A 24,823-nucleotide genomic window follows, 5' to 3' on the forward strand; every position below is an offset into this window, starting at 1 on the left:
TTTGGCGAGGCCTTTTATTTGGGCTTCAATCTGTTCAACTCTGTGGCCTCATTCCTTGAGAAAGTCCGAACATGAACAGCAATAAATCATGATCGGGTTGGGATGCCACGGATGCCCTGGCAACCCGTGGCAACGGACAGTGAGCATCAGCGCTCACTGAACTGAGGACTTGCGTGCGGGGCTGCTCCCACGCCGCCACCGCCAATGAAGCAACTGCCAAGGCTCCTATCAAAAAAACACCTCGCGCAATTTCTAGTTTCATTGCTATAAACCTTTGATAGCGCTGCCAAACGCCGTCTCATAAAAATAGACGAGTTTGCGCCAGTCTGTCGTGCTGAACGACGAGTGGCGACGCAGTTGCTTCAGGTCATGGGCGGCCGCGCGATAGGCGGTCAAACGCTGTCGGCACTTCTCCAGGTCGATCAAGGCAATCTCGACCTTGGCCGAGTCGTCTTCGCCGGTAACCCGCACGAATACGTGCTTGATATAGATGCAGCTGTGCTGCCAACGGCCCTTGTGCATGCGGGCCAGATTGTCGGCCAGTTCCTTCAAGACGCGATCATGCACCACCTCGCCGTGGCGCTCGCGACCGCCGCCGGCGTACCAGTGTTCGAGCTCCTCAAAGCCGTCCAGCGACTTGGTCACCAGCAATGCGCGCCATTTGTGCACGGGGTCGCGTTGTGCGCCGCAGAAAACGATTTCCGGAACTCGCACATCAAGCGCGCGCAGGCCAATGAGCGCATCCTGCTCGCGCAACACGGTCGGGCGGCCGAACGGGTGCTGCCAGCTGCGATAGATATGCCCGGTCTGCCGCTTGGCGTAGAGCAGCTGGCCATCACTGCCCATGACACGCTCCACGCCACTTTCTCCACCGCGACGGACGTTGGGTTCTTCTACCCATTCACCGCGCTGATTCCAGAAATAGTCGAAGCGGTCCTGAGAAGCGACATCCGTTTCTGCTGCACATTGCACTGCCATCCTGTTACCTCTTGCGTAATACGTAAACTCGCCACATGGCATAGAGCGGTAAAAAGTCCAGTTGTTCCTGAATACGGAACCCCGCTTGCTCGAACTCCTTTTCTACCGTGGCCGCCGGTAACACAAATCGGTTTTGGTAACCTTCCTGCCCACGCCGCTGCTCTAAGCGTTTGCGTTTCCAGGCTTTGAAATTGCCGTCCACCCACAACGAGAGGATCACGCTGTCACGCGTGACTCGTTCAAATTCGCGCAGGATGGCCAGTCGATGCTCGGCTTCACCGATGTGATGCAGCAAACGCATGCAGAAAATGCTGTCGACGGCGTTGTCGGGTAAGGCGATGTCGAATGCAGAAGTGTGCAAGGGCTGCACCCGTTTCACCACGTCGGCAGGTTGCGCCTGGGTGGCAATCTTCAGCATTGACTCGGAGTTGTCGGCCCCGATGATCGCGCGGTTGGCCTTTTCCGCCAGCAATGGCCAGAAACGCCCCGCACCGCAAGGCAAATCAAGGACCAGCCCAGGCTCACCGACCAGCGCCAACGCCTTTCGCGCCAACTGCTCGTCCCGCCAGTGGGACAGTCGACGGCCGAGGCCATCCTGATGCTTTCGCAAGTATCGTTGAGCGTGTTGATCGTCGTATTTTTCGGAAAAATCCAGTTTGATCGGGCCGTCCATCATCAAGGTCTCCTGTACTTCTGATGACATCTACCTTAGGTAGCGTAGTGTCAGCGTCAGGTCATACCTTTGTGAAAAAATTGTTATGTAAACGCGCAATTATTTCAAGGTTTTTCAGAGTGTAGTCTTGGCTCGACGTCTCGATTTCTGAGCACCGCTATCCTTGACTCAACGCCACTTCAAAACGACAGCCATTGGGCTCCATGTTGGTCAGGCTGACGTTCCAGCCCTGGTTCTCACAGATCCGTTGCACCAGTGACAGCCCAAGACCCAGCCCCTCGCCGCGCTTTTCGCTGCCGCGCACGAAAGGTTCGAACATCGCCTCGCGTTTTTCCTCGGGAATGCCCACACCGCTGTCCTCAACCGTGAACCCCGTGTCCGTGAGGGTCAAGCGGATGAAACCGTGTTCGGTGTAATGCAGTGCGTTACGCAACAGGTTGCCCATCACGGCGTGCAAGAGGGTTGCGTTGTAGCACGTGCCCAGTGGATTGCCCGGCTCGAAGATCAAATTCAGGCCCTTGGCTTCAATCGGTTCGCGCCACTGGTTGAGCAGCCCGTCGGCGATCTGACTCAGCGTCTGCTGCGGCGCGATGCTGGCGTCTTCTCGTTGGGTTCGGGCCAACATCAGAAACGTTTGCACCAACTCGCGCATCTCTGCGCACGCACGGGCGATTCGCTCGACCTGGGCACGGCCGCGCTGGTCGATACCGGGGTTTTCCAGGAGCAGCTCACAGGAACTGGCCAGCACCATCAACGGTGTGCGCAGTTCGTGGCTGACGTCACTGGTAAACAATCGCTCACGGGTCAACGCCTGTCGCAGACGCCCAAGGGTGGCGTCGAAGGCAACGGCCAGCTCGCCCACTTCATCGGCGGCATAATCCGGTGCCAAAGGCGGCGCCAGCCCCAGCAATTGATCGCGATGACGCACTTGGCGGGCCAGCCGCACCACCGGCGCCATCACTTTGCGCGCCAGGACCCAGCCGAGAAAGACCGCCAGGGCCAGGCTCAGCACGAAGCCCACCAGCACCACGGCAAACAGCACCCGCTCACGCTCCTCGAAATCGCTTTGGTCCTGCAGCAATACGTACCGCCGGCCATCGACGATTTCGACCATCGCGTGATACGACAGTTGCTCGCGAAAGACCTCGTGGAAACCGGAGTCCAGGTGCCGCAAATCCTTGGGCAACTCGAAGTCCCCCGGCCCGCCGCTGAAATAGAACAGCTGGTCCGGCTCGGGGCGATGGCTCCAGTCCGAGACGCTGTCCATCAGCAACAGACGCTGCAAATCGCCACCCAGCCCGGCCGAAATCAGCTTTTCTTCCACCAGGTGAACGGTCGCCACGATGCCCATGGCGAAGGCGCCCGCCACCAGTGCGCTCATCAACGCAAAAGCGATGATGATCCGCTGGGCAAGGCTCTGCTTAAACTCCATCTCGGCCCTCGGCCAAGCGATAGCCCACACCGTGCACGGTGTGCAGCAAAGGCTTGGCGAATGGCTTGTCGATCACCTGACGCAGTTGATGGACGTGACTGCGCAGGCTGTCGCTGTCCGGGCAGTCATCGCCCCACAGGGCCTCTTCGAGAATTTCGCGGCGCAGTACATGCGGGCTTTTCTGCATCAGCACCGCCAGCAACTTCAGGCCGACCGGGTTGAGTTTCAGCAGACGACCTTCGCGGGTCACCTCCAGGGTGTCGAGGTCGTAGCTCAAATCGCCAACCTGCAAGGCTCGACGACCGCCACCCTGGGCACGACGCATGACCGCCTCGATGCGCGCCGCCAGTTCGGACAGGGCGAACGGCTTGATCAGGTAGTCATCGGCACCGGACTTGAAACCTTGCAGCCGGTCATCCAGCTGATCGCGCGCGGTGAGCATGATCACCGGCGTGTCACGACGGGCGTCTTCGCGCAGGCGTTTGCACAGGGTGTAGCCGTCGATGCCGGGCAACATGATGTCGAGCACGATCAAGTCGTAGTGCTCGGTGGCCGCCAGGTGCAGGCCCGACAAACCGTCCTGCGCGCAATCCACGGTGTAGCCTTTGAGCCCCAGGTAATCGGCCAGATTGGCCAGGATATCGCGGTTGTCTTCAACCAATAAAATTCGCATGGGCACCTCCTCCGTACACAGTAACGGCCGTCATGGCCCGCGCAGCTTAAGGCCAAGTGTGGCTCAGGGCTAGGACTGCGTGCAGTTGTAAATCCGATTGAAAAAGCCGATGACGGCTTAACAAGTTTTTCACTATCGATTCACACGCTGACGACAGCACCGGGCTCAGACTCCGCGCGGATGCGCTCTCCAGACCCCTTCACCGACCAAGGAATTGCCATGGCTTCGACCGCTGCCCGCCCCGCTTCCAGACCACTCAACTTTTGGGTGTGCCTGGGCGTACCTGCCACTGCGGCGATCATTCTGCTGCTGCTCGAATTGACGTCCCTGGACATGAACCTGGCCAAACTGTTCTACGACCCGGTCGCCGGGGATTTCATCGGGCGCCACAGTTACTTCCTTGAAAACATTCTGCATGACCGCGCCAAGCAAGTGGTCATCGCGTTTTCGGTGTTTGCCATCTTCGGCTTCATGGGCACCTTTTTCGTGGACAGGCTCAAACCGTTCAAACGGGAACTGGGCTGCCTGGTGTTGTCTCTGGCGCTGGCGACCTCGTTCGTGACGCCGGTCAAAGCGGTGACGGCGGTGCAATGCCCGTGGAGTCTCGAGCAATTCGGCGGCCACGAAACCTACAGCGAACTGCTCAGCCCGCGCCCGCCCACCGACAAGCCTGGCCGCTGCTGGCCTGGGGGTCATGCGGCAACCGGGTTTACGCTGTTTGCGCTGTTCTTTGTACTGCGTGACCGGCGTCCGCGTCTGGCGCGCCAGGCGTTTGTGATTGCGTTTGCACTCGGGACGGTGTTTTCCGTGAGCCGGATGATGCAGGGGGCGCACTTCTTTTCGCATAACGTGTGGACGGCGATTTTTTGCTGGTTGATTTGTCTGGGGTCGTATTACTACATCCTGTACCGACCGGAAGCGAAGGCAGATCAGGTTAGCAAGGCAGAACCGGTCGGCGTTTGAACTGACGCCTTCGCGGGCAAGCCTCGCTCCTACAAGAGCGTGGCGCACCGTTAGCAGTAGGAGCGAGGCTTGCCCGCGAAGAGGCCCTCACAAACAACACATCTTTGCGACGGGCAATAAAAAACCCCGCTGGCTCATCGCCGGCGGGGTTTTTACGTACGGGGTAAGGCTGGCTTACATCATGCCGCCCATGCCGCCCATACCGCCCATGTCTGGCATGCCGCCGCCAGCTGGTTTGTCGTCCGGAGCATCAGCGATCATGGCTTCGGTGGTCAGCATCAAGCCACCAATGGACGCCGCAGCCTGCAGAGCAGAGCGAGTCACTTTGGTAGGGTCGAGGATGCCCATTTCGATCATGTCGCCGTATTCGCCGGTAGCAGCGTTGTAACCGAAGTTACCCGAACCTTGCTTGACCTTGTCGACGACTACGCTTGGCTCGTCGCCGGAGTTGGCAACGATCTGACGCAGTGGCGATTCGATAGCGCGACGCAGTACAGCAATACCGACGTTCTGATCAGCGTTGTCGCCTTTCAGTTCGCTGATGGCTTGCAGAGCGCGAATCAGCGCTACGCCACCGCCAGGTACCACGCCTTCTTCAACGGCTGCACGAGTAGCGTGCAGGGCGTCTTCAACGCGGGCTTTCTTCTCTTTCATTTCAACTTCGGAACCAGCGCCAACCTTGATCACTGCAACGCCGCCGGACAGCTTGGCCAGACGCTCTTGCAGTTTTTCACGGTCGTAGTCGGACGAAGTGTCGGCCACTTGCTGACGGATTTGCAGAACGCGAGCCTGGATATCAGCTTCAACGCCGGCGCCGTCGATGACGGTGGTGTTTTCTTTGGTTACGGCTACGCGCTTGGCATTACCCAGGTGTTCCAGGGTAGCGCTTTCCAGGCTCAGACCGATCTCTTCGGAGATAACGGTACCGCCGGTCAGGACAGCGATGTCCTGCAGCATGGCCTTGCGACGGTCACCAAAGCCTGGAGCCTTGACGGCAACCACTTTGACGATACCGCGCATGTTGTTCACAACCAGAGTCGCCAGGGCTTCGCCTTCAACGTCTTCGCTCACGATCAACAGTGGACGACCTGCTTTGGCAACGGCTTCCAGTACTGGCAGCAGTTCACGGATGTTCGAGATTTTCTTGTCGACCAGCAGGATCAGCGGACCGTCCAGCTCGGCAGTCATGGTCTCTGGCTTGTTGACGAAGTACGGGGACAGGTAACCACGGTCGAACTGCATGCCTTCGACAACCGACAGTTCGTTTTCCAGGCCCGAGCCTTCTTCAACGGTGATCACGCCTTCTTTACCGACTTTTTCCATGGCTTCGGCAATGATGTCGCCGATGGAGTTGTCGGAGTTGGCCGAGATGGTGCCGACCTGAGCGATTGCCTTGGTGTCAGCGCAAGGCTTGGACAGGGCTTTCAGCTCTTTGACGATGGCGATGGTCGCTTTGTCGATGCCGCGCTTGAGGTCCATCGGGTTCATGCCGGCAGCGACGGCTTTCAGGCCTTCGTTGACGATCGACTGAGCCAGAACGGTGGCGGTGGTGGTGCCGTCGCCTGCGTCATCGTTGGCACGGGAGGCAACGTCTTTGACCAGCTGCGCGCCCATGTTTTCGAAGCGATCTTTCAGCTCGATTTCTTTTGCTACGGAAACGCCATCCTTGGTGATGGTCGGAGCGCCGAAGCTCTTCTCGATGATCACGTTACGGCCTTTAGGGCCCAGGGTCGCTTTTACTGCGTCAGCCAGGACGTTGACACCGGCGAGCATTTTCTTACGGGCGGAATCGCCGAATTTAACTTCTTTAGCAGCCATGATCGATATTCCTTAAATACTTTGTAGTAGCGGGAAAATGAGCGGGGAATCAGCCTTCGACGACAGCGAGGATTTCGCTTTCGCCGATGACCAGCAGGTCTTCGCCGTCAACTTTCACAGTGTTGCTGCCGGAGTAAGGGCCGAACACAACCTTGTCACCCACTTTCACGGACAGCGCACGCACTTCACCGTTGTCCAGAACTTTGCCTGGGCCTACAGCGAGGACTTCGCCCTGGTTTGGCTTTTCAGCAGCCGAACCTGGCAGGACGATACCGCCAGCGGTTTTCTTTTCTTCTTCGCTGCGACGGACGACGACGCGGTCATGCAGAGGACGAAGCTTCATTGTCGATCTCTCCTAATTGTGGTTTTCATCGGCCGGTGTATTCCCGGCGGGTTTAACAAATCCGGCGGTGCCGGGTGCGGTTCGTCAAGCGAACCGCGGAAGTCTGTCTGGCATGATCGCCAGAAACCTTGCGGTGACCGTTACATAAGGGCGCATAAGCTTATTACAAGGGCGGGGATTGAAATTTTTTGCATCAATGGCCCTGAAAACGAACACGACACCCGAAGGTGCCGTGCAGCTGAAACGCTTTACTTGGAATCGCGGTGTTCGAACTCGCCTTCGATCACGTTGGGCTCACGGCCCAGCGGCGCGCGTTGAGCAGGACCGCTACCTGGCTGAAGATCGTCGGCGAACGCACGCTGACGGATCGCCGCCTCTTCGGCGCGCTGGCGCATTTTATTGGCCAGCAATCGACGGGAGATCGGCAGCAGCATGATCAGACCCAGAACATCAGTAACGAAGCCCGGCAGGATCAACAGACCGCCCGCCAGGGCCAGCATCAAACCTTCCAGCATGGTCTGGGCCGGCAGCTCGCCGCGGTTCAGGCTTTCACGAGCACGCAACGCGGTGGCCAGACCGGCGATACGCAGCACGAAAACGCCGAGCATCGAGCCGAGAATGATCAGCAGCAGGGCCGGGAAAAACCCGATGGCCCCGCTGACCTTGACGAATACGAACAGCTCCAACACCGGAAACAGTACAAAGAGCAATAAAAAAGGGCGCATCAAATGGTTCCTCAACGCAAGAATGCCTTGCCAGTCTTCCCTAGATGACGTCGCCGTTTCGTGAATTCAAGCATCGGCCACTTCATTTTTCGGCCAATGCTCGGCGTGAGCCAGGAAAACCAAGGCTTCCCGCACTTGTGTCGGCGTATTACAAGGCGCTTGAAACGGTAGCCAATACAGGGCCTGACCTATGCGCAGGTGCATGCCTTCGGTGTCGATGCCCGCCAGTTGCGCCGGCTCGGTTTTCGGCAGCCCCGCCAGTTCGACGTAGTGAGCGATGGCTTTGGCGTGATCGGCATTCATGTGCTCGACCATGCTCAGTTCGGCCTTGCCGGCGAACGGGTTGGCCAGGGTCAGCTGATCGACCCAGTGAATCGCGCCGAAACCGCCGATGTAGCGGTGGCGCACGGGCTTGAGTACCCAGAAATCGAAATCGTGGGCCTTGTGGTAGCTCTGCGAATCCGGGAAATAGCGGTAGTAACGGTCAGCCGCCGCTTCGATGGCGGCCTCATCCTCGAGCTTTTCTGCCTCGGCGAGGTAGGTCAGGCGACCAACGGCTTGCACGTCTTCGGCCCCGCGTTCGCCCACAAACAGTGAGCATTTCGAATCTTTCTGCAGGTTATGCGTGTGCTGGGCGATACGGCTGATAAGGATCAGCGGCCGGCCCTGTTCGTCCAGACAGTACGGAACCACGGAGCCAAACGGGAAGCCGGGCATCGACTTGGAGTGCGTCGACAGCACCCCACGGTATTCCTTGAGAAGCAATTCTCGGGCATTCTTGGCCGCTTCAACGCTCAATTTATGACTCCTTATATAGAATCCGTCGAAAAAACGGACAGGCGCCTGGGGATAAGTTCCAGGACGCCATCGGGGCAGTTCTCATGTGCAACCAGACCACATCAGGTGCAGATCGAGAGGCCCTCTAGGAAGGAAACCACTCTGAACCTGCTATTGGGGCATGCGAATGCAACTCACTGACAAAGTAATCATTATCACGGGCGGTTGCCAGGGTTTAGGCCGTTCCATGGCCGAGTATTTCGCGGGTAAAGGCGCGAAGCTGGCGCTGGTGGACCTGAACCAGGAAAAGCTCGACGACACCGTCGCGGCGTGCAAAGCCAAGGGCGTAGAGGCTCGCGCTTACCTGTGCAACGTCGCCAATGAAGAGCAAGTGACGCACATGGTCGCCCAGGTGGCCGAAGATTTCGGCGCGATTCATGGCCTGATCAACAACGCCGGGATCCTGCGCGACGGCCTGCTACTGAAGGTCAAGGATGGCGAAATGACCAAGATGAGCCTGGCCCAATGGCAGGCCGTCATCGACGTCAACCTGACTGGCGTGTTCCTGTGTACCCGTGAAGTCGCGGCAAAAATGGTCGAGCTGAACAACAGTGGCGCGATCATCAATATCTCCTCGATCTCCCGTGCCGGCAACGTCGGCCAGACCAACTACTCCGCCGCCAAGGCTGGCGTGGCTGCGGCGACCGTAACCTGGGCCAAGGAACTGGCGCGTTATGGCATTCGCGTGGCGGGCATTGCGCCGGGCTTTATCGAAACCGAGATGACGTTGGGCATGAAGCCTGAAGCCTTGGAGAAGATGACGGCCGGGATTCCGCTCAAGCGCATGGGCAAACCGGAAGAGATCGCCCATTCGGCGGCGTACATTTTCGAGAACGACTACTACACCGGCCGGATTCTGGAAATGGATGGTGGGTTGCGGATCTAACCAACACCGCAAAACCAATGTGGGAGCGGGCTTGCTCGCGAATGCGGTGTGTCATTCAACGGATAAGCTGACTGACACACCGCATTCGCGAGCAAGCCCGCTCCCACAATTGGACCGCGTTTCTTCAGCGGATCAATCGTCGCTGATGGTGATATTCGGCATCGCCGGCGATACCGCTTCCTGCAACACGATCCGCGCGCCGACGTGGCGGGCGAGTTCCTGGTACACCAGCGCAATCGGGCTGTCCGGCTCGGCGATCACCGTTGGCTTGCCGCCATCGGCCTGCTCGCGGATAGCCATTGCCAGCGGCAACGACGCCAGCAGTTCGACGCCATACTGATTGGCCAACTTCACCCCGCCACCTTCACCGAACAGATGCTCGGCATGCCCGCAGTTGGAGCAGATGTGCACGGCCATGTTTTCCACCACGCCCAGCACCGGGATGTTGACCTTGCGGAACATCTCCACGCCTTTGCGTGCGTCCAGCAGCGCCAGGTCTTGCGGGGTGGTGACGATGACGGCACCGGCCACCGGGACTTTCTGCGCCAGGGTCAACTGGATGTCACCGGTGCCTGGCGGCATGTCGATGACCAGGTAATCCAGGTCGCCCCAGGCGGTTTGCGTGACCAGTTGCAACAGCGCGCCGGAGACCATCGGCCCGCGCCAGACCATCGGGGTGTTGTCGTCGGTCAGGAAGGCCATGGACATCACTTCGACGCCATGGGATTCGATCGGCACGAACCACTTCTGATCCTTGACCTTTGGTCGGGTGCCTTCAGGGATGCCGAACATGATGCCCTGGCTCGGACCGTAGATGTCCGCGTCGAGAATCCCGACCTTGGCGCCTTCACGGGCCAGGGCCAATGCGAGGTTGGCGGCGGTGGTGGATTTACCCACGCCGCCCTTGCCGGAAGCCACGGCCACCACGTTCTTGACGTTGGCCAGGCCCGGAATCTGCGCCTGGGCCTTGTGCGCGGCGATCACACTGGTGATGTCAACGCGAGCGGTCGTCACGCCGTCGAGGCCTTCGATCGCCATTTGCAGCATCTGCGACCAGCCACTTTTGAACAGACCGGCGGCATAACCCAGCTCCAGTTGAACGCTGACGCGATCGCCCTGGATATCAATGCCACGCACGCACCCGGCGCTGACCGGATCCTGGTTCAAGTAAGGGTCGGTGTATTGGCGAAGGACGGCTTCCACCGCTGCGCGATTGACGGCGCTCATGGGCAACTCCGATAGCAAGACTGAAAAATCAGGCGGGTATCCTAACCGTTCCGCGCCCAAGTCGGCATGTCTGAAGATCATTTGTTGTGAACGCAATTTTGTGGCGAGGGGGCTTGCCTGTGGCGAGGGGATTTAGCGAAACGTCGCACCGCCCCGTTGGGTGGCGAAGCCGCCCCGAAATCGGCTACACCGGTGTTACCAGGTGCATTGTGTGCGATGGTGTTACGACTGCTGCGCAGCCGAACGGGGATAAATCCCCTCGCCACAAAAGCCCCTTTGTAACAATAAGCCCTCAGGCCTCGGGGGTGAAAAATATGCGCCGGCGCTTTATAGTGGCCGACCTCCGTTTCATCAAGTAGCCGAGCCCCATGTCCGAGCCACGCAAGATCCTCGTTACCAGCGCCCTGCCCTATGCCAATGGTTCGATCCATCTTGGCCACATGCTGGAATACATCCAGACCGATATGTGGGTGCGCTTTCAGAAGCACCGCGGCAATCAATGCATTTATGTCTGCGCCGACGACGCCCACGGTTCGGCCATCATGCTGCGCGCGGAAAAGGAAGGCATTACCCCGGAACAACTGATCGCCAATGTCCAGGCTGAACACAGCGCCGACTTTGCCGAGTTCCTGGTGGACTTCGACAATTTCCACTCCACTCATGCCGAAGAAAACCGTGAGCTGTCGAGCCAGATCTACCTGAAGCTGCGCGACGCCGGGCACATTGCCCAGCGCTCGATCACTCAGTACTTCGACCCGGAAAAGAAAATGTTCCTGGCCGACCGCTTCATCAAGGGCACCTGCCCGAAATGCGGCACTGAAGACCAGTACGGCGACAACTGCGAAAAATGCGGTGCGACCTACGCACCGACCGACCTGAAGGATCCGAAATCGGCGATCTCTGGCGCCACCCCGGTGCTCAAGGACTCCCAGCACTTCTTCTTCAAGCTGCCGGACTTCCAGGAAATGCTGCAAGCCTGGACCCGCAGCGGCACCCTGCAAGACGCCGTGGCGAACAAAATCGCCGAATGGCTGGATGCCGGCCTGCAGCAGTGGGATATCTCCCGCGATGCGCCGTACTTCGGCTTCGAGATTCCAGACGAGCCGGGCAAGTACTTCTACGTCTGGCTGGACGCACCAATCGGCTACATGGCGAGCTTCAAGAACCTCTGCGATCGCACGCCGGAGCTGGACTTCGACGCGTTCTGGGGCAAGGACTCCACCGCCGAGCTGTACCATTTCATCGGCAAGGACATCGTCAACTTTCACGCGCTGTTCTGGCCAGCCATGCTTGAAGGCGCCGGTTTCCGTAAACCGACCGGCATCAACGTGCACGGCTACCTGACCGTCAACGGTCAGAAAATGTCCAAATCCCGCGGCACCTTCATCAAGGCCCGGACTTATCTGGACCACCTGTCGCCGGAATACCTGCGCTACTACTACGCGGCCAAGCTGAGCCGTGGCGTCGACGACCTTGATCTGAACCTCGAGGACTTCGTGCAGAAGGTCAACTCCGACCTGGTCGGTAAAGTCGTCAACATCGCCAGTCGTTGCGCCGGCTTCATCCAAAAGGGTAACGGCGGTTTGCTGGTAGCCGGCAACGCCGCGCCAGAATTGACCGAAGCGTTCCTGGCCGCTGCGCCAAGCATTGCCGAAGCCTACGAGGCTCGCGACTTCGCCCGTGCCATGCGCGAGATCATGGGCCTGGCCGACCGCGCCAACGCCTGGATCGCCGACAAGGCGCCGTGGTCGCTGAACAAACAGGAAGGCAAGCAGGACGAAGTCCAGGCCATCTGCGCCTTGGGCGTCAACCTGTTCCGCCAACTGGTAATCTTCCTCAAACCGGTTCTGCCGCTACTGGCCGCCGATGCCGAGGCGTTCTTGAACGTCGCGCCGCTGACCTGGGACGACCACGCCACCTTGCTCAGCAACCATCAGTTGAACGAGTTCAAGCCGTTGATGACCCGTATCGACCCGGTAAAAGTGCAAGCTATGAGCGACGCCTCGAAAGAAGACCTGACCGCCAGCCAGACCGACACCGGTGATGCTGCGCCTGCCGGCAACGGCGAACTGGCCAAGGATCCGCTGTCGCCAGAGATCGAGTTCGATGCCTTTGCCGCTGTCGACCTACGCGTCGCCCTGATCCTCAAGGCCGAACACGTGGAAGGTGCCGACAAACTGCTGCGCCTGACCCTGGACATCGGTGACGAGCAACGCAACGTGTTCTCCGGGATCAAGAGCGCTTACCCGGACCCGTCCAAGCTCGATGGCCGCCTGACCATGATGATTGCCAACCTCAAGCCGCGCAAAATGAAGTTCGGGATCTCCGAAGGCATGGTGATGGCCGCCGGCCCTGGTGGTGAAGAAATCTACCTGCTCAGCCCCGACAGCGGCGCCAAGCCGGGTCAGCGCATCAAGTAAGGTTCTGCGGTAAATCGATCCCACAGTCGTGCCTGGCGCGACTGTGGGATTTTTCATGTCTGGCCCACCCTCCGTCCTTGCCGGATAATGCCTAAGCTTTTTAGACCTCCCTGTTAAAAAGCCCCGTTCTTGCCGGCACGATCATGACCGAAATTGTTCTTACGCTTATCAGTGCAGCCCTGATCAACAACCTCGTGTTGCACTGGCCGCTGGGCGTCGATCCGCTGTTGGGCAACGAGCATCGGCAGGTCCACGCGCTGGGCCTTGCGACGGCTTGCTTGATGCTGATCGTCGGCACGCTGGGCTACTTGGCCTACCGTTGGCTGCTGATCCCGCTGGAGCTGACGTCGCTGCGCCTTTTCGTATTCCTGCCTTTAAGCGTTTTGCTGATTGGCCCGCTGCTGAAAGTGCTTTCTCGGTCACTTCCAAAGCTTGCGTTCGATGGCCTCTGGCCCCTGCTGCTGGGCAACGCCGGCGTACTCGGCCTGACGCTGCTCAACGCTCAAGACGACAAAGGACTCTTCCACGCCATGGCCCTGAGCCTGGGTGCCGGGCTGGGTTTCTGGCTGATACTGAGCCTGTTCAGCGACTTGCGCCAACGCACACTCGATAATGATATCCCCCTGCCTTTTCGTGGCCTGCCGATCGAGTTGATCGGCGCCGGGCTGATCGCAGTGGCTTTTCTCGGATTCAGTGGACTGATCAAAACATGAGTCTGATTCAACGCATCGACGCCCTCTTGCCGCAGACCCAATGCGGCAAGTGCGGCCACCCCGGATGCAAGCCGTACGCCGAAGGCATCGCCAGCGGCGAGCCGATCAACAAGTGCCCGCCAGGGGGCAGCGAAACCATCTCGGCACTGGCTGACTTGCTGCACGTACCGGTGCTGGAACTGGACGTCAGTCGCGGTTCGGCACCGGCGCAAATCGCTTATATTCGCGAAGCCGAATGCATCGGTTGCACCAAATGCATCCAGGCCTGCCCGGTGGATGCCATTGTCGGTGCGGCGAAATTAATGCACACGGTGATCGTCGATGAATGCACTGGTTGCGACCTGTGCGTGGCGCCCTGCCCGGTGGATTGCATCGAGATGCGGCCGTTGCCGCTGGCCACGGTGCTACCGATTGTCGGCGGCCTGGCGTTCAGCCTTGAGGAACAACGCGCCCGGACGGCCAAGCGCGATCACGCACGGCGCCGATTCGAACAACGCAACGCTCGCTTACGGCGTGAAGAAGAACACAGACTCGCCGAACGTCAGGCCCGTGCCCAACGCGCCGTGCCGCACAACGAAGTGACGACGCTCGACCCGGTTCAGGCAGCGCTTGAGCGGGTGCGCGCGCAAAAAGCGGCAAACGCCGATGCGGCGTTGAAAAAAGCCAAGATTGATGTGGCGATGAGTCGCGCGCAACTGAACAAGTCGCTCAAGGCCTTCGGGCATCCACCGACCTTCGAGCAGCAGTCGCAATTGATCGTGCTGCAACAGCAGTTCGAAGCGGCCGAGCAAGCTTTGGCGCAGCTGGAAAGCAACGCGCCGCCAACTCCGACGCCAGTCGCTCCAGCGAAGGACGCCGAGCTGAAACGGGCGAAGATCCAGCTGGCCATGCGCCGCGCCGAACTCAAGAAAGCGCAAACCAGTGAAGCCGCGCCTGAACAGATTGCAGCGCTGGAACTCGCGGTGAAGGACGCCGAGCGCCAGGTGGATGTCTATGTCGCCCCTTGAATCGGTGGACGAACGCCTTCAGCAGGCCATGAAGCTGGTGTTGCTGGCCACCGTGCCGGGAATGCTGGTGTTGTTCTGGTTGTATGGCTGGGGCGTGTTGATCAACCTGATTCTCGCGGCCGTCACGGCATTGGCCGTTGAAGCAGCGGTGTTGCAACTGCGCAAGCGATCGATCAAACCGACCCTGAGCGACGGCAGCGCCCTGGTCAGCGCGACGTTGCTGGCACTGGCCTTGCCGCCTTATTGCCCGTGGTGGCTGACGGTCAGTGCGGCGGCGTTCGCGCTACTCGGCAAACACCTCTACGGCGGCGTCGGCAAGAATCCGCTTAACCCGGCGATGCTTGGCTTTGCCCTGGTGCTGGTGGCCTTTCCTCAGCAGATGACCCTATGGCCGTCATCGCACGGCATGAATCTGCTTGATAGTTTGCAGCAGGTCTTCGGCTTCGGGCAGACGCCGGATGCCTGGGTCCAGGCCACGGCGCTGGACAGCCTGCGGATCAACAAAAGCCTGACCATGGACGAGCTCTTCGCCGGCAACCCGGCGTTCGGCCATTTCGGCGGACGCGGCGTGGAATGGGTCAACCTGGCCTTTCTCGTTGGGGGTGCGTTCCTTCTGCAACAGCGGGTGTTCACTTGGCATGCTCCGGTCGGCATGCTCGCCAGCCTGTTCATTATCAGCCTGCTGTGCTGGAACGGTTCGGGCTCCGACTCCCATGGTTCACCGCTGTTTCACCTGCTCACCGGCGCGACCATGCTGGGGGCATTCTTTATTGCCACTGAGCCGGTGTCCGGCGCGAAAAGCCCCGGTGCCCGACTCCTGTTCGGTGCCGGCGTGGGATTACTGACCTACCTGATTCGAACCTGGGGTGGTTACCCGGACGGCGTAGCGTTCGCCGTGTTGCTGATGAACCTTTGTGTCCCGGCGCTGGAGCGGTTTGTCGCGTCCAGGCAGGAGCAGGTTGCCCCATGAACCGAGCGACGAGTGTTGTGGTGCTGGTGCTGCTGGCCGGGCTGGGGATTGGCGCGACGTACTTCGCGCAACACACCGGAGCACCGCTCATCAGCGCGCAGCAGCGCTTGATCGACAGCCGCAACCTGCTGGACCTGCTTGCGCCAGACAGCTACGACAATCAACCGCTGGACCAGCCGCTGGCCCTCGAAGACATCCGCTTGGCTAACAGCATGCTGCTGGGTGGCTATCTGGCGACCAAGGCCGGCCAACCTCGCGCGGTGTTGCTGCGCAGCCAGACGCGGGGCTACGAGGGCTCCATCGAGTTGCTGATCGCCATCGGCGCAAACGGCAAGTTGCTGGGGGTCAAAACCCTCAAGCAATCGGAAACCCCTGCGCTGGGCGGCAAGATTGCAGACTGGCCCAATGCCTGGCTTCAGGTATTCACCGGCAAGTCTCGAACCGACCCCGCCGACACGGGCTGGGCTTTGAAGAAAGACCAGGGTCAATTCGATCAGATAGCGGGCGCGACCATTACATCAAGAGCGGTGATCAGCGCCGTCCATGACGCGTTGCGCTACTTCGATGAACACCCGCAAGCGCTGATCGGGAGCAGCACTCATGAATAAGTCATCGACGCTGCGCAACTCACTGATGCTTGCGCCTCTGATCGGGGCTACGGACGCCTGGCTGACGGCCCTGGGCCTGTGGCTGATGTTCATCGTGGTAATCGGTGCTTATGGTGTCAGCATGGCGGCCTTGCGATCACGGCTGATCCCGTCCACCCGCTTGCTTGCCAGCCTCCTGCTGGCTGCCACGTTGACCAGTTGTGCGGAACTTGCCGCGCAGGTCGGGTCACTTCAATGGCATCAGCATGTGGGGATCTACGCAGGATTGATCGCCGTGCAATGCGTGGTGCTGGAACACAGTGGTTTTTTCCAGGCGTCACGACTTGATCGCCTGCGCTTATGTAGCCTGTTTGGCGCGCTGATGGTGGGCCTTGGCCTGCTGCGCGAGCTTATCGGCAACGGCGGCCTGCACCTGGCCACGCTGGTCCCTGGCGGATTCATTCTCCTGGGACTGCTGATTGCCGCTTGGCAGGCCTGGAACCGCCCGACTCCCTCACACTGACTGATTTCGAGGAAACGCACTGCCCATGAATGCCGCAAAACGTCTGGAAATTTTCCGCAGGTTTCACGAAGACAACCCGGAACCGAAGACCGAACTGGCCTATTCCTCGCCGTTCGAATTGCTGATTGCCGTCATTCTCTCTGCCCAGTCGACCGATGTCGGCGTGAACAAGGCCACCGCCAAACTCTACCCGGCGGCCAATACGCCGGCGGCGATTCATGCCTTGGGGGTTGAAGGGCTATCGGAATACATCAAGACCATCGGACTGTTTAACAGCAAAGCGAAAAACGTGATCGAAACCTGTCGTTTACTGGTGGAGCGCCATGGCGGTGAAGTACCGCAAACCCGAGAGGAACTGGAAGCGCTACCCGGCGTCGGCCGCAAGACCGCCAACGTGGTACTCAATACGGCTTTTCGCCAGCTGACCATGGCCGTGGACACCCACATTTTCCGGGTCAGCAACCGAACGGGCATTGCGCCAGGCAAGAACGTGGTCGAGGTAGAGATGAAGCTGATGAAGTTTGTCCCCAGGCAATACCTGCTCGATTCCCACCATTGGCTGATCCTTCATGGACGCTACGTTTGCCTGGCCCGCAAGCCTCGTTGCGGTAGCTGCCGGATCGAAGACCTGTGCGAATACAAGCAAAAGACCTCGGACGATTGAGGCGCTATTAGATTTACTGATGTATCGATTGAAAAAATCTTTTTTACCCGCCGGGAGATTGTCGATATAAGGGGCGCCAAAGGCAGTCTTAGCCTGGAGTTAACCTTATGAGCACTGGCAAAGAGCAATTGGACGTAGAAGACGACTTCACACCCGTTGAGGCCGATGACGCCGAACCGGTGGTTGAAGTGGCGAAGACCAACCTGAGCAAACGCCGCACCATCGACAATCTGCTGGAGGAGCGCCGACTGCAAAAGCAATTGGCCGATTACGATTTTGACCTTTGACCTTTGACACCTAAAAGCCTCCCGAAACGGAGGCTTTTTACTAAGTGCCAATCCCTCAATCTCCACTGCACTCATACCAGTCCATTGCGTTGAGCCAGCTCAATCAGGTCGACCAGGGAGCGAGCATTGAGTTTTAACAACAGGCGGGTCTTGTAAGTACTGACGGTTTTATTGCTGAGGAACATTCCATCGGCAATCTCCTTGTTTGTCTTTCCTCGGGCCAACTGTTGCAGCACCATCATTTCGCGCCCGGACAGACGATCAACCATATCGGCTTCACTGGCATTCCCAAGACTTGAGCGCACGGTGTGCAGCGCTTGATTCGGAAAGTAACTGTAGCCAGAGAGTACGGCCTTTATCGCACTGAGCAATTCAGTGAGATCCTGTTGTTTGCAGACATATCCCGCAGCACCCGACTGCATGCAACGCATGGAAAAATGCCCGGGGGCCTGAGAGGTCAATATCAGAACTTTAATAGGAATCGCCGTCGATGTCAGGCGCGCTATGACTTCCAGCCCATCCAGCTTGGGTATTCCAATATCCAGAATGACAATATCCGGCATAAGTTCGCGGGCTAGTTGTAACGCATCCACGCCGTTATCTGTTTCTGCAATGACTTCGTAGCCATGACGCTCCATCAGCATACGTACCGCAAGACGAATGACGGGGTGATCATCCACGATCAGCACTTTATTCATGGGCAAGTCCAATTTCGCTGTTCGAATTTTTAGAGCCCGCACAATAGCCTAGTCGTTTCATCCGTGGCATGCCGCCCCCCTTGGCCACCTGCACCGAGAGACATTCCCTACAAACAAGAAGGATAAGTCCTACAAAAATCAGACAAATACTGTGTGTCTTAAATTTTACCGTCCTGTCAGCGCTGCGCTTTTTAGAATATTTTTGTATCGATTTACATCGGGAAATCAAAGAAACAGGATTCTATCCGAGTGATCCGACAAGCGCTGACGATTGAGCTACGCTAGAAAAGTAACCGATCTTGTCAAATCAAGATTCACACTAGATAGTTAAAACCAAAACTTACCCACTCAACCCACTTAACCCATTACAACAAACCCAACATAAAGCAACACTTCAAAAACAAAAAACCGACCAACACCTATTAAAACAAGAATAACAACAGTACCCGACCCACAAACAATACAGCTACTATGGCAACCACTAATAAACCAACTAAAGGACACCACCAAAAAAGTACAACGCCTCCCCTGCTACACCCAACTTACCAAAGCCCGGAGACTCTCCATAAATCTATCGAGAAAAGACATTCTTTCATGAGCAAAAAATATGACAAAATTCAAAACAAAAATTACCAACCCCATGACAATCATTGCGATATTTGCAACGATGTCTGAGACATCGGCTGCTATTTCTCTTCCCTTTCTCGACAATGAGGAACGAGAAATCTATATCTGGTTTCTTATCAGCTTCCCTTTTTATTTGCTCTTTCTATTCTTCGCCACACTCAACTTCAACTATCGATCGCTTTACGCGCCCTCTGATTTCGAGAAAGGAAAGCACTTCATAAAGGCCATGACCGATGCCGATCACTCGCAAAGCAACACACCAGCGCATGTGACTGACCATCACGTACGCTCAACGATCTTGCTAAAGGATCTGCACATCATCGACGCACGATGGATGAGTAGCAAAATGGATTTCAACACCTTGATGGAGAAGGTCCGGCAACCACAGCAAAACCCTGCACGTGTGATTGTGTTTCTCACGTGTACCAATTCAGAGGCATTACTAAAGGAAGGCGCACACAAGCATTCGAAACAAACAAAGAAGCGCAACAGCACTACGTTCTGGGTTGCTTACAATTTGAGCTCACATGGCATGACGACTATGGCTTGAGTACCGATAGCAGAAGACAGATCTCGAAGGACGATCAGAGAGCGAAAGCAGACAAAATCGTATATGTAACAACAAGAAAGCTGAAACATAATGCCCGGCAGGAATATTCCCTTTTTCAAATATGTGGCCTTGTCATCGACAAGGCCACATTTCCATTACCGTCGTTGCAGCTTCAAAAGTCTCAGAAAAGCTTGCGGCCTTTGTTTGCAGCAATGCGCATCCGCAAGGCGTTGAGCTTGATGAAGCCCGCCGCGTCGGCCTGGTTGTAGGCGCCGCCGTCTTCTTCGAAGGTGGCGATATTGGCATCGAACAACGATTCGTCGGACTTGCGACCGGTGACGATCACATTGCCCTTGTACAGCTTCAGGCGCACAACGCCGTTCACGTGTGCCTGGGAAGCATCGATCATCTGTTGCAGCATCAGACGCTCAGGGCTCCACCAGTAACCGGTGTAGATCAGGCTGGCGTATTTAGGCATCAGCTCGTCTTTGAGGTGAGCCACTTCGCGGTCCAGGGTGATCGATTCGATCGCACGGTGAGCGCGCAGCATGATGGTGCCGCCAGGGGTTTCGTAGCAGCCACGGGACTTCATGCCCACGTAACGGTTCTCGACGATGTCGAGACGGCCGATACCGTGTTCGCCACCGATACGGTTCAGGGTCGCCAGCACGGTGGCCGGAGTCATTTCGACACCGTCCAGTGCAACGATGTCGCCGTTGCGGTAGGTCAGTTCCAGGTATTGCGCCTTGTCTGGAGCCTTCTCCGGGGAGACGGTCCATTTCCACATGTCTTCTTCGTGCTCGGTCCAGGTGTCTTCCAGCACGCCGCCTTCATAGGAGATGTGCAGCAGGTTGGCATCCATCGAGTACGGGGATTTTTTCTTGCCGTGGCGCTCGATCGGGATGTTGTGCTTCTCAGCGTAATCCATCAGCTTTTCACGGGAGAGCAGGTCCCATTCGCGCCACGGAGCGATCACTTTCACCCCTGGCTTCAAGGCGTAGGCGCCCAGTTCGAAACGAACCTGGTCGTTACCTTTGCCGGTGGCGCCGTGGGAAATGGCGTCAGCGCCGGTTTCGTTGGCGATTTCGATCAGGCGTTTGGCGATCAACGGACGAGCGATGGAAGTACCCAGCAGGTACTCGCCTTCGTAAACGGTGTTGGCGCGGAACATCGGGAAAACGAAATCGCGCACGAATTCTTCGCGCAGATCGTCGATGTAGATCTCTTTCACGCCCATGGCCTGTGCCTTGGCGCGTGCAGGTTCGACCTCTTCGCCCTGACCCAGGTCAGCGGTAAAGGTCACCACTTCACAGTTATAAGTATCCTGCAGCCACTTGAGGATCACCGAAGTGTCCAAGCCGCCGGAATACGCCAGAACGACCTTGTTTACGTCCGCCATGCCATCACTCCACGGGGTTCTACGGAAAGCCGTGAAGTCTACCGGTCATACGGAATAATTTACAGAGGCGCGACAGCTTATGACGACGAAGCGACAGACTCTGTCGAGCGAGCGACGATTTCAGCGGGTTCAGGAAGTCGCCGGGGCGCTTCCCGGCGTCGTGGTTTGAGGCGCCACTTTCTCGGTCGGTGCCACCCGCTCAAGGCGCACTGCGACCCGGCGATTCTTCGCGCGGTTGGTGCCGCTGGTGTTCGGCGCCACAGGGTAACGCTCACCGTGAAAACGCATGGTGATCTGCGATTCCTGGATGCCATTGGCCTTGAAATAGTCCATCACCGCCAACGCCCGGCGGCGTGACAGCTCGCGGTTGGTCAGGCGATTGCCGCTGTTGTCGGAGTGTCCGTCGAGTTCGATGTGATTGACCGTCGGATCAGCCTTCATGAACTCCAGCATCACCTGCAACTGAGACTTGGCTTGCGGATCGAGATCGACGCCTTCGCCCGGGAAGCCGATCTCGGACTGTTTGACCTGCTCGAAATTCTTCGGCAGCAGTTTCGCAACGCACACCTGATAGTCGTTGAACGCCTTGTTGAACTTGACCGGCAACAGGCGCACTTCAGACACGCGGCCATCGCCTGAGGAATGCCGAATGACCGGACTGCGGCCGTCCATCAACCCGCTGATCAGGCGCCCGGCCTGAACTTGCGAACTGTTGAACAACACGTTGCCGCTGCCGATTCTCACCGAACCCAGGTTGATGTCGCCACGTCCCGGCTGCCACGGCGCAGCGGCCGCCAGCAGGGTCGCGGACCCACCGCCGATAATCGCGTTGTAGGCTTTCAGACGAAACGTCGCCTGCTCGCCGGCACGGCGCACGAATTCGCCCGAACCGAAATCGGTAATCGGTTGAGTCAGGCGGCATTCGAACTTGTCACCTTCGACCGTCCACTCGATGCTCTCCAGACGGGTCTGGAAAGTGAGCGCCATCGCAGGGAGGCTGGCAAACACACTGAGCAAGGCTAAATAACGCTGGCGCACGGGAGGCTCCACTGGCTCCTACAACAAAAAGACCGACACACATGTTTGCGGCGTACCTGTTGGATATCGGAAGGTTCCTGCAAAACTTGATAGCGAGTGCCTGAGAGAGTCTTTTCCGGTAGCATTCCCCTCAGTTTGACCCGCCTGGAATCCCCTCATGTCCGACCGCCTGACCCTGCTGCGTCCCGACGACTGGCATATTCATCTTCGCGATGGTGCTGTGTTGACCAATACCGTTGCGGATGTCGCGCGCACCTTTGGTCGCGCCATCATCATGCCCAACCTGGTACCTCCGGTGCGTAACGCCGCTGAAGCCGACGGCTATCGCCAGCGGATTCTCGCTGCACGCCCGGCCGGCAGTCGTTTCGAACCGTTGATGGTGCTGTACCTGACCGACCGAACCCAGCCCGAAGAAATTCGCGAGGCCAAGGCCAGCGGTTTCATTCACGCCGCCAAACTGTACCCGGCCGGCGCGACCACCAACTCGGACTCTGGTGTCACCAGCATCGACAAGATTTTCCCTGCACTTGAGGCCATGGCCGAAGTCGGGATGCCCTTGCTGGTTCACGGTGAAGTCACCCGTGGCGATGTCGACGTTTTCGATCGCGAAAAAATCTTCATCGATGAGCACCTGCGCCGTGTGGTCGAGCGTTTCCCGACGCTCAAAGTGGTGTTCGAACACATCACCACCGCGGACGCCGTGCAGTTCGTCAACGAGGCTTCGGCCAACGTTGGCGCGACCATCACCGCGCATCACCTGCTGTACAACCGCAACCACATGCTGGTGGGCGGGATTCGGCCGCACTTCTATTGCCTGCCAATCCTCAAGCGCAATACCCACCAGGAAGCCCTGCTCGACGCCGCCACCAGCGGCAGCGACAAGTTCTTCCTCGGCACCGACTCGGCGCCGCATGCCCAGCACGCCAAAGAAGCGGCCTGCGGCTGTGCCGGTTGCTACACCGCTTATGCGGCGATCGAGATGTACGCCGAAGCCTTTGAACAACGCAACGCGCTGGACAAGCTCGAAGCCTTCGCCAGCCTCAACGGCCCGCGCTTCTATGGCTTGCCGGTAAACACCGATCGCATCACCCTGGTCCGCGATGAGTGGACCGCCCCAACCAGCCTGCCATTTGGCGAGCTGACCGTAATCCCGCTGCGCGCCGGTGAAAAACTGCGCTGGCGCCTGCTGGAGGAACACGCGTGAGTGAAGACCATTTCGACGACGAACAGGACGGTCAAGGCGGCGGAGGTGGTTCCCGCCACCCGATGGCTGCTCGCTTCCGTGGGTACCTGCCAGTTGTTGTCGACGTTGAAACCGGTGGTTTCAACTCTGCCACTGACGCCTTGCTGGAAATCGCCGCGACCACTATCGCCATGGATGAAAAAGGGTTTGTGTTCCCCGATCACACCTATTTTTTCCGTGTCGAGCCTTTTGAAGGCGCGAACATTGAAGCGGCCGCGCTGGAATTCACCGGGATCAAACTTGATCACCCGCTGCGAATGGCAGTGAGCGAAGAAGCCGCGTTGACCGACATCTTCCGTGGCATCCGCAAAGCCCTGAAAGCCAACGGCTGCAAACGGGCCATTCTGGTCGGGCACAACAGCAGCTTCGATCTGGGTTTCCTCAACGCCGCTGTCGCGCGTCTGGACATGAAACGTAACCCGTTTCATCCGTTCTCCAGCTTCGATACCGCGACCCTCGCCGGTCTGGCTTACGGTCAAACCGTACTGGCCAAAGCCTGCCAGGCGGCGGACATCGACTTTGACGGGCGCGAGGCTCACTCGGCACGCTACGACACCGAGAAGACGGCCGAGCTGTTCTGCGGCATCGTCAATCGCTGGAAACAAATGGGCGGCTGGGAAGACTTCAACGACTGATCACGGTCGCTGGATTTAATCCCGCCCATAAAAAAACCGGCCTCATCTGCCGGTTTTTTTATGCCTGACGCCTGGGCTTACAGCGCCGCAGCGTGCTCGGTCAGGTAAGCCGAGACGCCTTCTGGCGAAGCGTTCATGCCTTTGTCGCCTTTTTTCCAGTTGGCAGGGCAAACTTCGCCGTGCTCTTCGTGGAATTGCAGCGCGTCGACCAGACGGATCAGCTCTTCCATGTTACGGCCCAGCGGCAGGTCGTTGATGATCTGCGAACGGACAACGCCTTTATCGTCGATCAGGAACGCGCCACGGAAAGCCACGCCGCCTTCGGACTCAACGTCGTAGGCCTTGGCGATTTCGTGCTTCATGTCGGCAGCCATGGTGTAACGAACCTGGCCGATGCCGCCATTGTTCACCGGGGTGTTGCGCCATGCATTGTGGGTGAAGTGCGAATCGATCGACACCGCGACCACTTCAACGTTACGAGCCTTGAAGTCAGCCATGCGGTTGTCCAGAGCGATCAGCTCGGATGGGCAAACGAAGGTGAAGTCCAGTGGGTAGAAGAACACCAGGCCGTATTTGCCTTTGATGGCCGAGGACAAGGTGTAGCTGTCTACGATTTCGCCATTGCCGAGAACGGCAGGTACGGTGAAGTCCGGGGCTTGTTTGCCTACGAGTACGCTCATTGAATATCTCCTGGTCTATTAACGCGAAGAACTGGGTTCGCGTCAGCCTGCCACCCTCAGGCGACAGCCCTGTGACACGACCCCCTTCGCAAGGACCGACCATCATACACGGCGTTTTTGAGCTGTCCTCAACGGTTTTTCACCGGTGCATCAAATTGGCTGGCGCGACAGCTAATGGCAGATCGCCTAGGGAAAACCGTTCGTCAGTCTCACGCGCTTATAACGCA

26 protein-coding genes and 1 pseudogene are annotated in these 24,823 nt (G+C 58.2%); 13 read left to right on the forward strand and 14 right to left on the reverse strand.

The annotated features are described in order from the left end of the window. Positions 1 to 34: 34 nt before the first annotated feature. From ACYZTM_RS08790 to colR, 5 genes are all read right to left on the reverse strand, one after another. The gene (locus ACYZTM_RS08790) at positions 35 to 262 is read right to left on the reverse strand and encodes a hypothetical protein (protein WP_131060864.1); all 228 of its coding nucleotides are present in this window, start codon (positions 260 to 262) and stop codon (positions 35 to 37) included. Positions 263 to 264: 2 nt separating this feature from the next. Next, positions 265 to 978, reverse strand: coding sequence for a lipopolysaccharide kinase InaA family protein (locus ACYZTM_RS08795; protein WP_131060865.1), 714 nt, complete (start codon positions 976 to 978; stop codon positions 265 to 267). A 4-nt stretch (positions 979 to 982) separates the two neighbouring features. Continuing rightward, a complete protein-coding gene (locus ACYZTM_RS08800; RefSeq protein ID WP_461989117.1) occupies positions 983 to 1,651 on the reverse strand; it encodes a class I SAM-dependent methyltransferase in 669 nt (222 codons plus the stop codon). Positions 1,652 to 1,808: 157 nt separating this feature from the next. Beyond that, positions 1,809 to 3,083 (reverse strand): sensor histidine kinase, encoded by a 1,275-nt coding sequence (locus ACYZTM_RS08805; RefSeq protein WP_131060866.1) that lies wholly within the window; start codon positions 3,081 to 3,083, stop codon positions 1,809 to 1,811. Continuing rightward, the gene (colR, locus tag ACYZTM_RS08810) at positions 3,073 to 3,756 is read right to left on the reverse strand and encodes a two-component system response regulator ColR (protein WP_007938890.1); all 684 of its coding nucleotides are present in this window, start codon (positions 3,754 to 3,756) and stop codon (positions 3,073 to 3,075) included. The genes ACYZTM_RS08805 and colR overlap by 11 nt, the downstream gene beginning before the upstream one ends. A 219-nt stretch (positions 3,757 to 3,975) precedes the next feature. Here colR and ACYZTM_RS08815 point away from each other — a divergent pair, with 219 nt between their 5' ends. After that, on the forward strand, positions 3,976 to 4,719 hold the full coding sequence (locus ACYZTM_RS08815; RefSeq protein ID WP_461988194.1) for a phosphatase PAP2 family protein: 744 nt from the start codon (positions 3,976 to 3,978) through the stop codon (positions 4,717 to 4,719). A 174-nt stretch (positions 4,720 to 4,893) separates the two neighbouring features. On the opposite strand, the gene groL is transcribed toward ACYZTM_RS08815, so the two are convergent. The 4 genes from groL to ACYZTM_RS08835 all read right to left on the reverse strand — a co-directional run bounded on the left by groL (position 4,894) and on the right by ACYZTM_RS08835 (position 8,403). Further along, on the reverse strand, positions 4,894 to 6,537 hold the full coding sequence (gene groL / locus ACYZTM_RS08820; RefSeq protein ID WP_129438004.1) for a chaperonin GroEL: 1,644 nt from the start codon (positions 6,535 to 6,537) through the stop codon (positions 4,894 to 4,896). Positions 6,538 to 6,586: 49 nt separating this feature from the next. Continuing rightward, entirely contained in the window at positions 6,587 to 6,880 is a 294-nt protein-coding gene (locus ACYZTM_RS08825) for a co-chaperone GroES (protein WP_007948593.1), read from the reverse strand. Positions 6,881 to 7,128: 248 nt separating this feature from the next. Then, positions 7,129 to 7,605, reverse strand: a complete 477-nt coding sequence (locus ACYZTM_RS08830) for an FxsA family protein (protein WP_131060868.1) — start codon at positions 7,603 to 7,605, stop codon at positions 7,129 to 7,131. Between the two features lie 66 nt (positions 7,606 to 7,671). Next, complete coding sequence (locus ACYZTM_RS08835) at positions 7,672 to 8,403, reverse strand: HugZ family pyridoxamine 5'-phosphate oxidase (protein WP_131060869.1); 732 nt, start codon at positions 8,401 to 8,403, stop codon at positions 7,672 to 7,674. Positions 8,404 to 8,569: 166 nt separating this feature from the next. Between ACYZTM_RS08835 and ACYZTM_RS08840 the strand changes: the two genes are divergently transcribed. Beyond that, the gene (locus ACYZTM_RS08840) at positions 8,570 to 9,328 is read left to right on the forward strand and encodes an SDR family oxidoreductase (RefSeq protein ID WP_077749886.1); all 759 of its coding nucleotides are present in this window, start codon (positions 8,570 to 8,572) and stop codon (positions 9,326 to 9,328) included. Between the two features lie 132 nt (positions 9,329 to 9,460). Here the strand turns inward: ACYZTM_RS08840 and apbC are convergent, their stop codons facing one another. Further along, positions 9,461 to 10,555, reverse strand: coding sequence for an iron-sulfur cluster carrier protein ApbC (gene apbC, locus ACYZTM_RS08845; protein WP_461988196.1), 1,095 nt, complete (start codon positions 10,553 to 10,555; stop codon positions 9,461 to 9,463). 368 nt (positions 10,556 to 10,923) lie between these two features. Here apbC and metG point away from each other — a divergent pair, with 368 nt between their 5' ends. The 8 genes and pseudogenes from metG (at position 10,924) to ACYZTM_RS08885 (ending at position 17,726) form a co-directional block, all read left to right on the forward strand. Beyond that, positions 10,924 to 12,975, forward strand: coding sequence for a methionine--tRNA ligase (gene metG / locus ACYZTM_RS08850; RefSeq protein WP_131060871.1), 2,052 nt, complete (start codon positions 10,924 to 10,926; stop codon positions 12,973 to 12,975). 143 nt (positions 12,976 to 13,118) lie between these two features. Continuing rightward, entirely contained in the window at positions 13,119 to 13,688 is a 570-nt protein-coding gene (locus ACYZTM_RS08855) for an electron transport complex protein RnfA (RefSeq protein WP_461988199.1), read from the forward strand. A 17-nt stretch (positions 13,689 to 13,705) separates the two neighbouring features. Next, positions 13,706 to 14,080 (forward strand): annotated as a pseudogene (rsxB, locus tag ACYZTM_RS08860) (electron transport complex subunit RsxB); the annotation flags it as partial. A gap of 601 nt (positions 14,081 to 14,681) precedes the next feature. Next, positions 14,682 to 15,665: an RnfABCDGE type electron transport complex subunit D gene (locus ACYZTM_RS08865; RefSeq protein WP_131060874.1), complete on the forward strand. Its 984-nt coding sequence runs from the start codon at positions 14,682 to 14,684 to the stop codon at positions 15,663 to 15,665. Next, positions 15,662 to 16,273 (forward strand): RnfABCDGE type electron transport complex subunit G, encoded by a 612-nt coding sequence (locus tag ACYZTM_RS08870; protein WP_461988201.1) that lies wholly within the window; start codon positions 15,662 to 15,664, stop codon positions 16,271 to 16,273. Before ACYZTM_RS08865 ends, ACYZTM_RS08870 begins: the two co-directional genes overlap by 4 nt. Then, positions 16,266 to 16,775 carry an Rnf-Nqr domain containing protein gene (locus ACYZTM_RS08875; RefSeq protein WP_131060876.1) on the forward strand — a complete coding sequence of 170 codons (510 nt, stop codon included), beginning with the start codon at positions 16,266 to 16,268 and terminating at the stop codon, positions 16,773 to 16,775. Before ACYZTM_RS08870 ends, ACYZTM_RS08875 begins: the two co-directional genes overlap by 8 nt. A gap of 25 nt (positions 16,776 to 16,800) precedes the next feature. Then, a complete protein-coding gene (gene nth / locus ACYZTM_RS08880) occupies positions 16,801 to 17,439 on the forward strand; it encodes an endonuclease III (protein ID WP_131060877.1) in 639 nt (212 codons plus the stop codon). A gap of 107 nt (positions 17,440 to 17,546) precedes the next feature. After that, positions 17,547 to 17,726 carry a PA3496 family putative envelope integrity protein gene (locus ACYZTM_RS08885; RefSeq protein WP_007898493.1) on the forward strand — a complete coding sequence of 60 codons (180 nt, stop codon included), beginning with the start codon at positions 17,547 to 17,549 and terminating at the stop codon, positions 17,724 to 17,726. A gap of 71 nt (positions 17,727 to 17,797) precedes the next feature. Here ACYZTM_RS08885 and ACYZTM_RS08890 read toward each other — a convergent pair whose 3' ends face one another. Continuing rightward, positions 17,798 to 18,424: a response regulator gene (locus ACYZTM_RS08890; RefSeq protein ID WP_461988204.1), complete on the reverse strand. Its 627-nt coding sequence runs from the start codon at positions 18,422 to 18,424 to the stop codon at positions 17,798 to 17,800. Positions 18,425 to 19,031: 607 nt separating this feature from the next. Between ACYZTM_RS08890 and ACYZTM_RS08895 the strand changes: the two genes are divergently transcribed. Further along, positions 19,032 to 19,601 carry a hypothetical protein gene (locus ACYZTM_RS08895; protein WP_461988206.1) on the forward strand — a complete coding sequence of 190 codons (570 nt, stop codon included), beginning with the start codon at positions 19,032 to 19,034 and terminating at the stop codon, positions 19,599 to 19,601. Positions 19,602 to 19,782: 181 nt separating this feature from the next. On the opposite strand, the gene ACYZTM_RS08900 is transcribed toward ACYZTM_RS08895, so the two are convergent. Together ACYZTM_RS08900 and ACYZTM_RS08905 are read right to left on the reverse strand one after the other, a co-directional pair. Continuing rightward, the gene (locus tag ACYZTM_RS08900; RefSeq protein WP_007898502.1) at positions 19,783 to 21,000 is read right to left on the reverse strand and encodes an argininosuccinate synthase; all 1,218 of its coding nucleotides are present in this window, start codon (positions 20,998 to 21,000) and stop codon (positions 19,783 to 19,785) included. 129 nt (positions 21,001 to 21,129) lie between these two features. Further along, on the reverse strand, positions 21,130 to 22,038 hold the full coding sequence (locus tag ACYZTM_RS08905) for a flagellar protein MotY (RefSeq protein WP_461988208.1): 909 nt from the start codon (positions 22,036 to 22,038) through the stop codon (positions 21,130 to 21,132). A 157-nt stretch (positions 22,039 to 22,195) separates the two neighbouring features. Between ACYZTM_RS08905 and pyrC the strand changes: the two genes are divergently transcribed. Beyond that, the gene (gene pyrC, locus ACYZTM_RS08910; protein WP_131060880.1) at positions 22,196 to 23,242 is read left to right on the forward strand and encodes a dihydroorotase; all 1,047 of its coding nucleotides are present in this window, start codon (positions 22,196 to 22,198) and stop codon (positions 23,240 to 23,242) included. After that, entirely contained in the window at positions 23,239 to 23,916 is a 678-nt protein-coding gene (rnt, locus tag ACYZTM_RS08915; RefSeq protein WP_131060881.1) for a ribonuclease T, read from the forward strand. The genes pyrC and rnt overlap by 4 nt, the downstream gene beginning before the upstream one ends. 77 nt (positions 23,917 to 23,993) lie before the next feature. Here the strand turns inward: rnt and ACYZTM_RS08920 are convergent, their stop codons facing one another. Then, a complete protein-coding gene (locus ACYZTM_RS08920) occupies positions 23,994 to 24,596 on the reverse strand; it encodes a peroxiredoxin (RefSeq protein WP_131060882.1) in 603 nt (200 codons plus the stop codon). Between the last annotated feature and the right edge of the window lie 227 nt (positions 24,597 to 24,823).

This window comes from Pseudomonas sp. MDT2-39-1 (assembly GCF_054898085.1).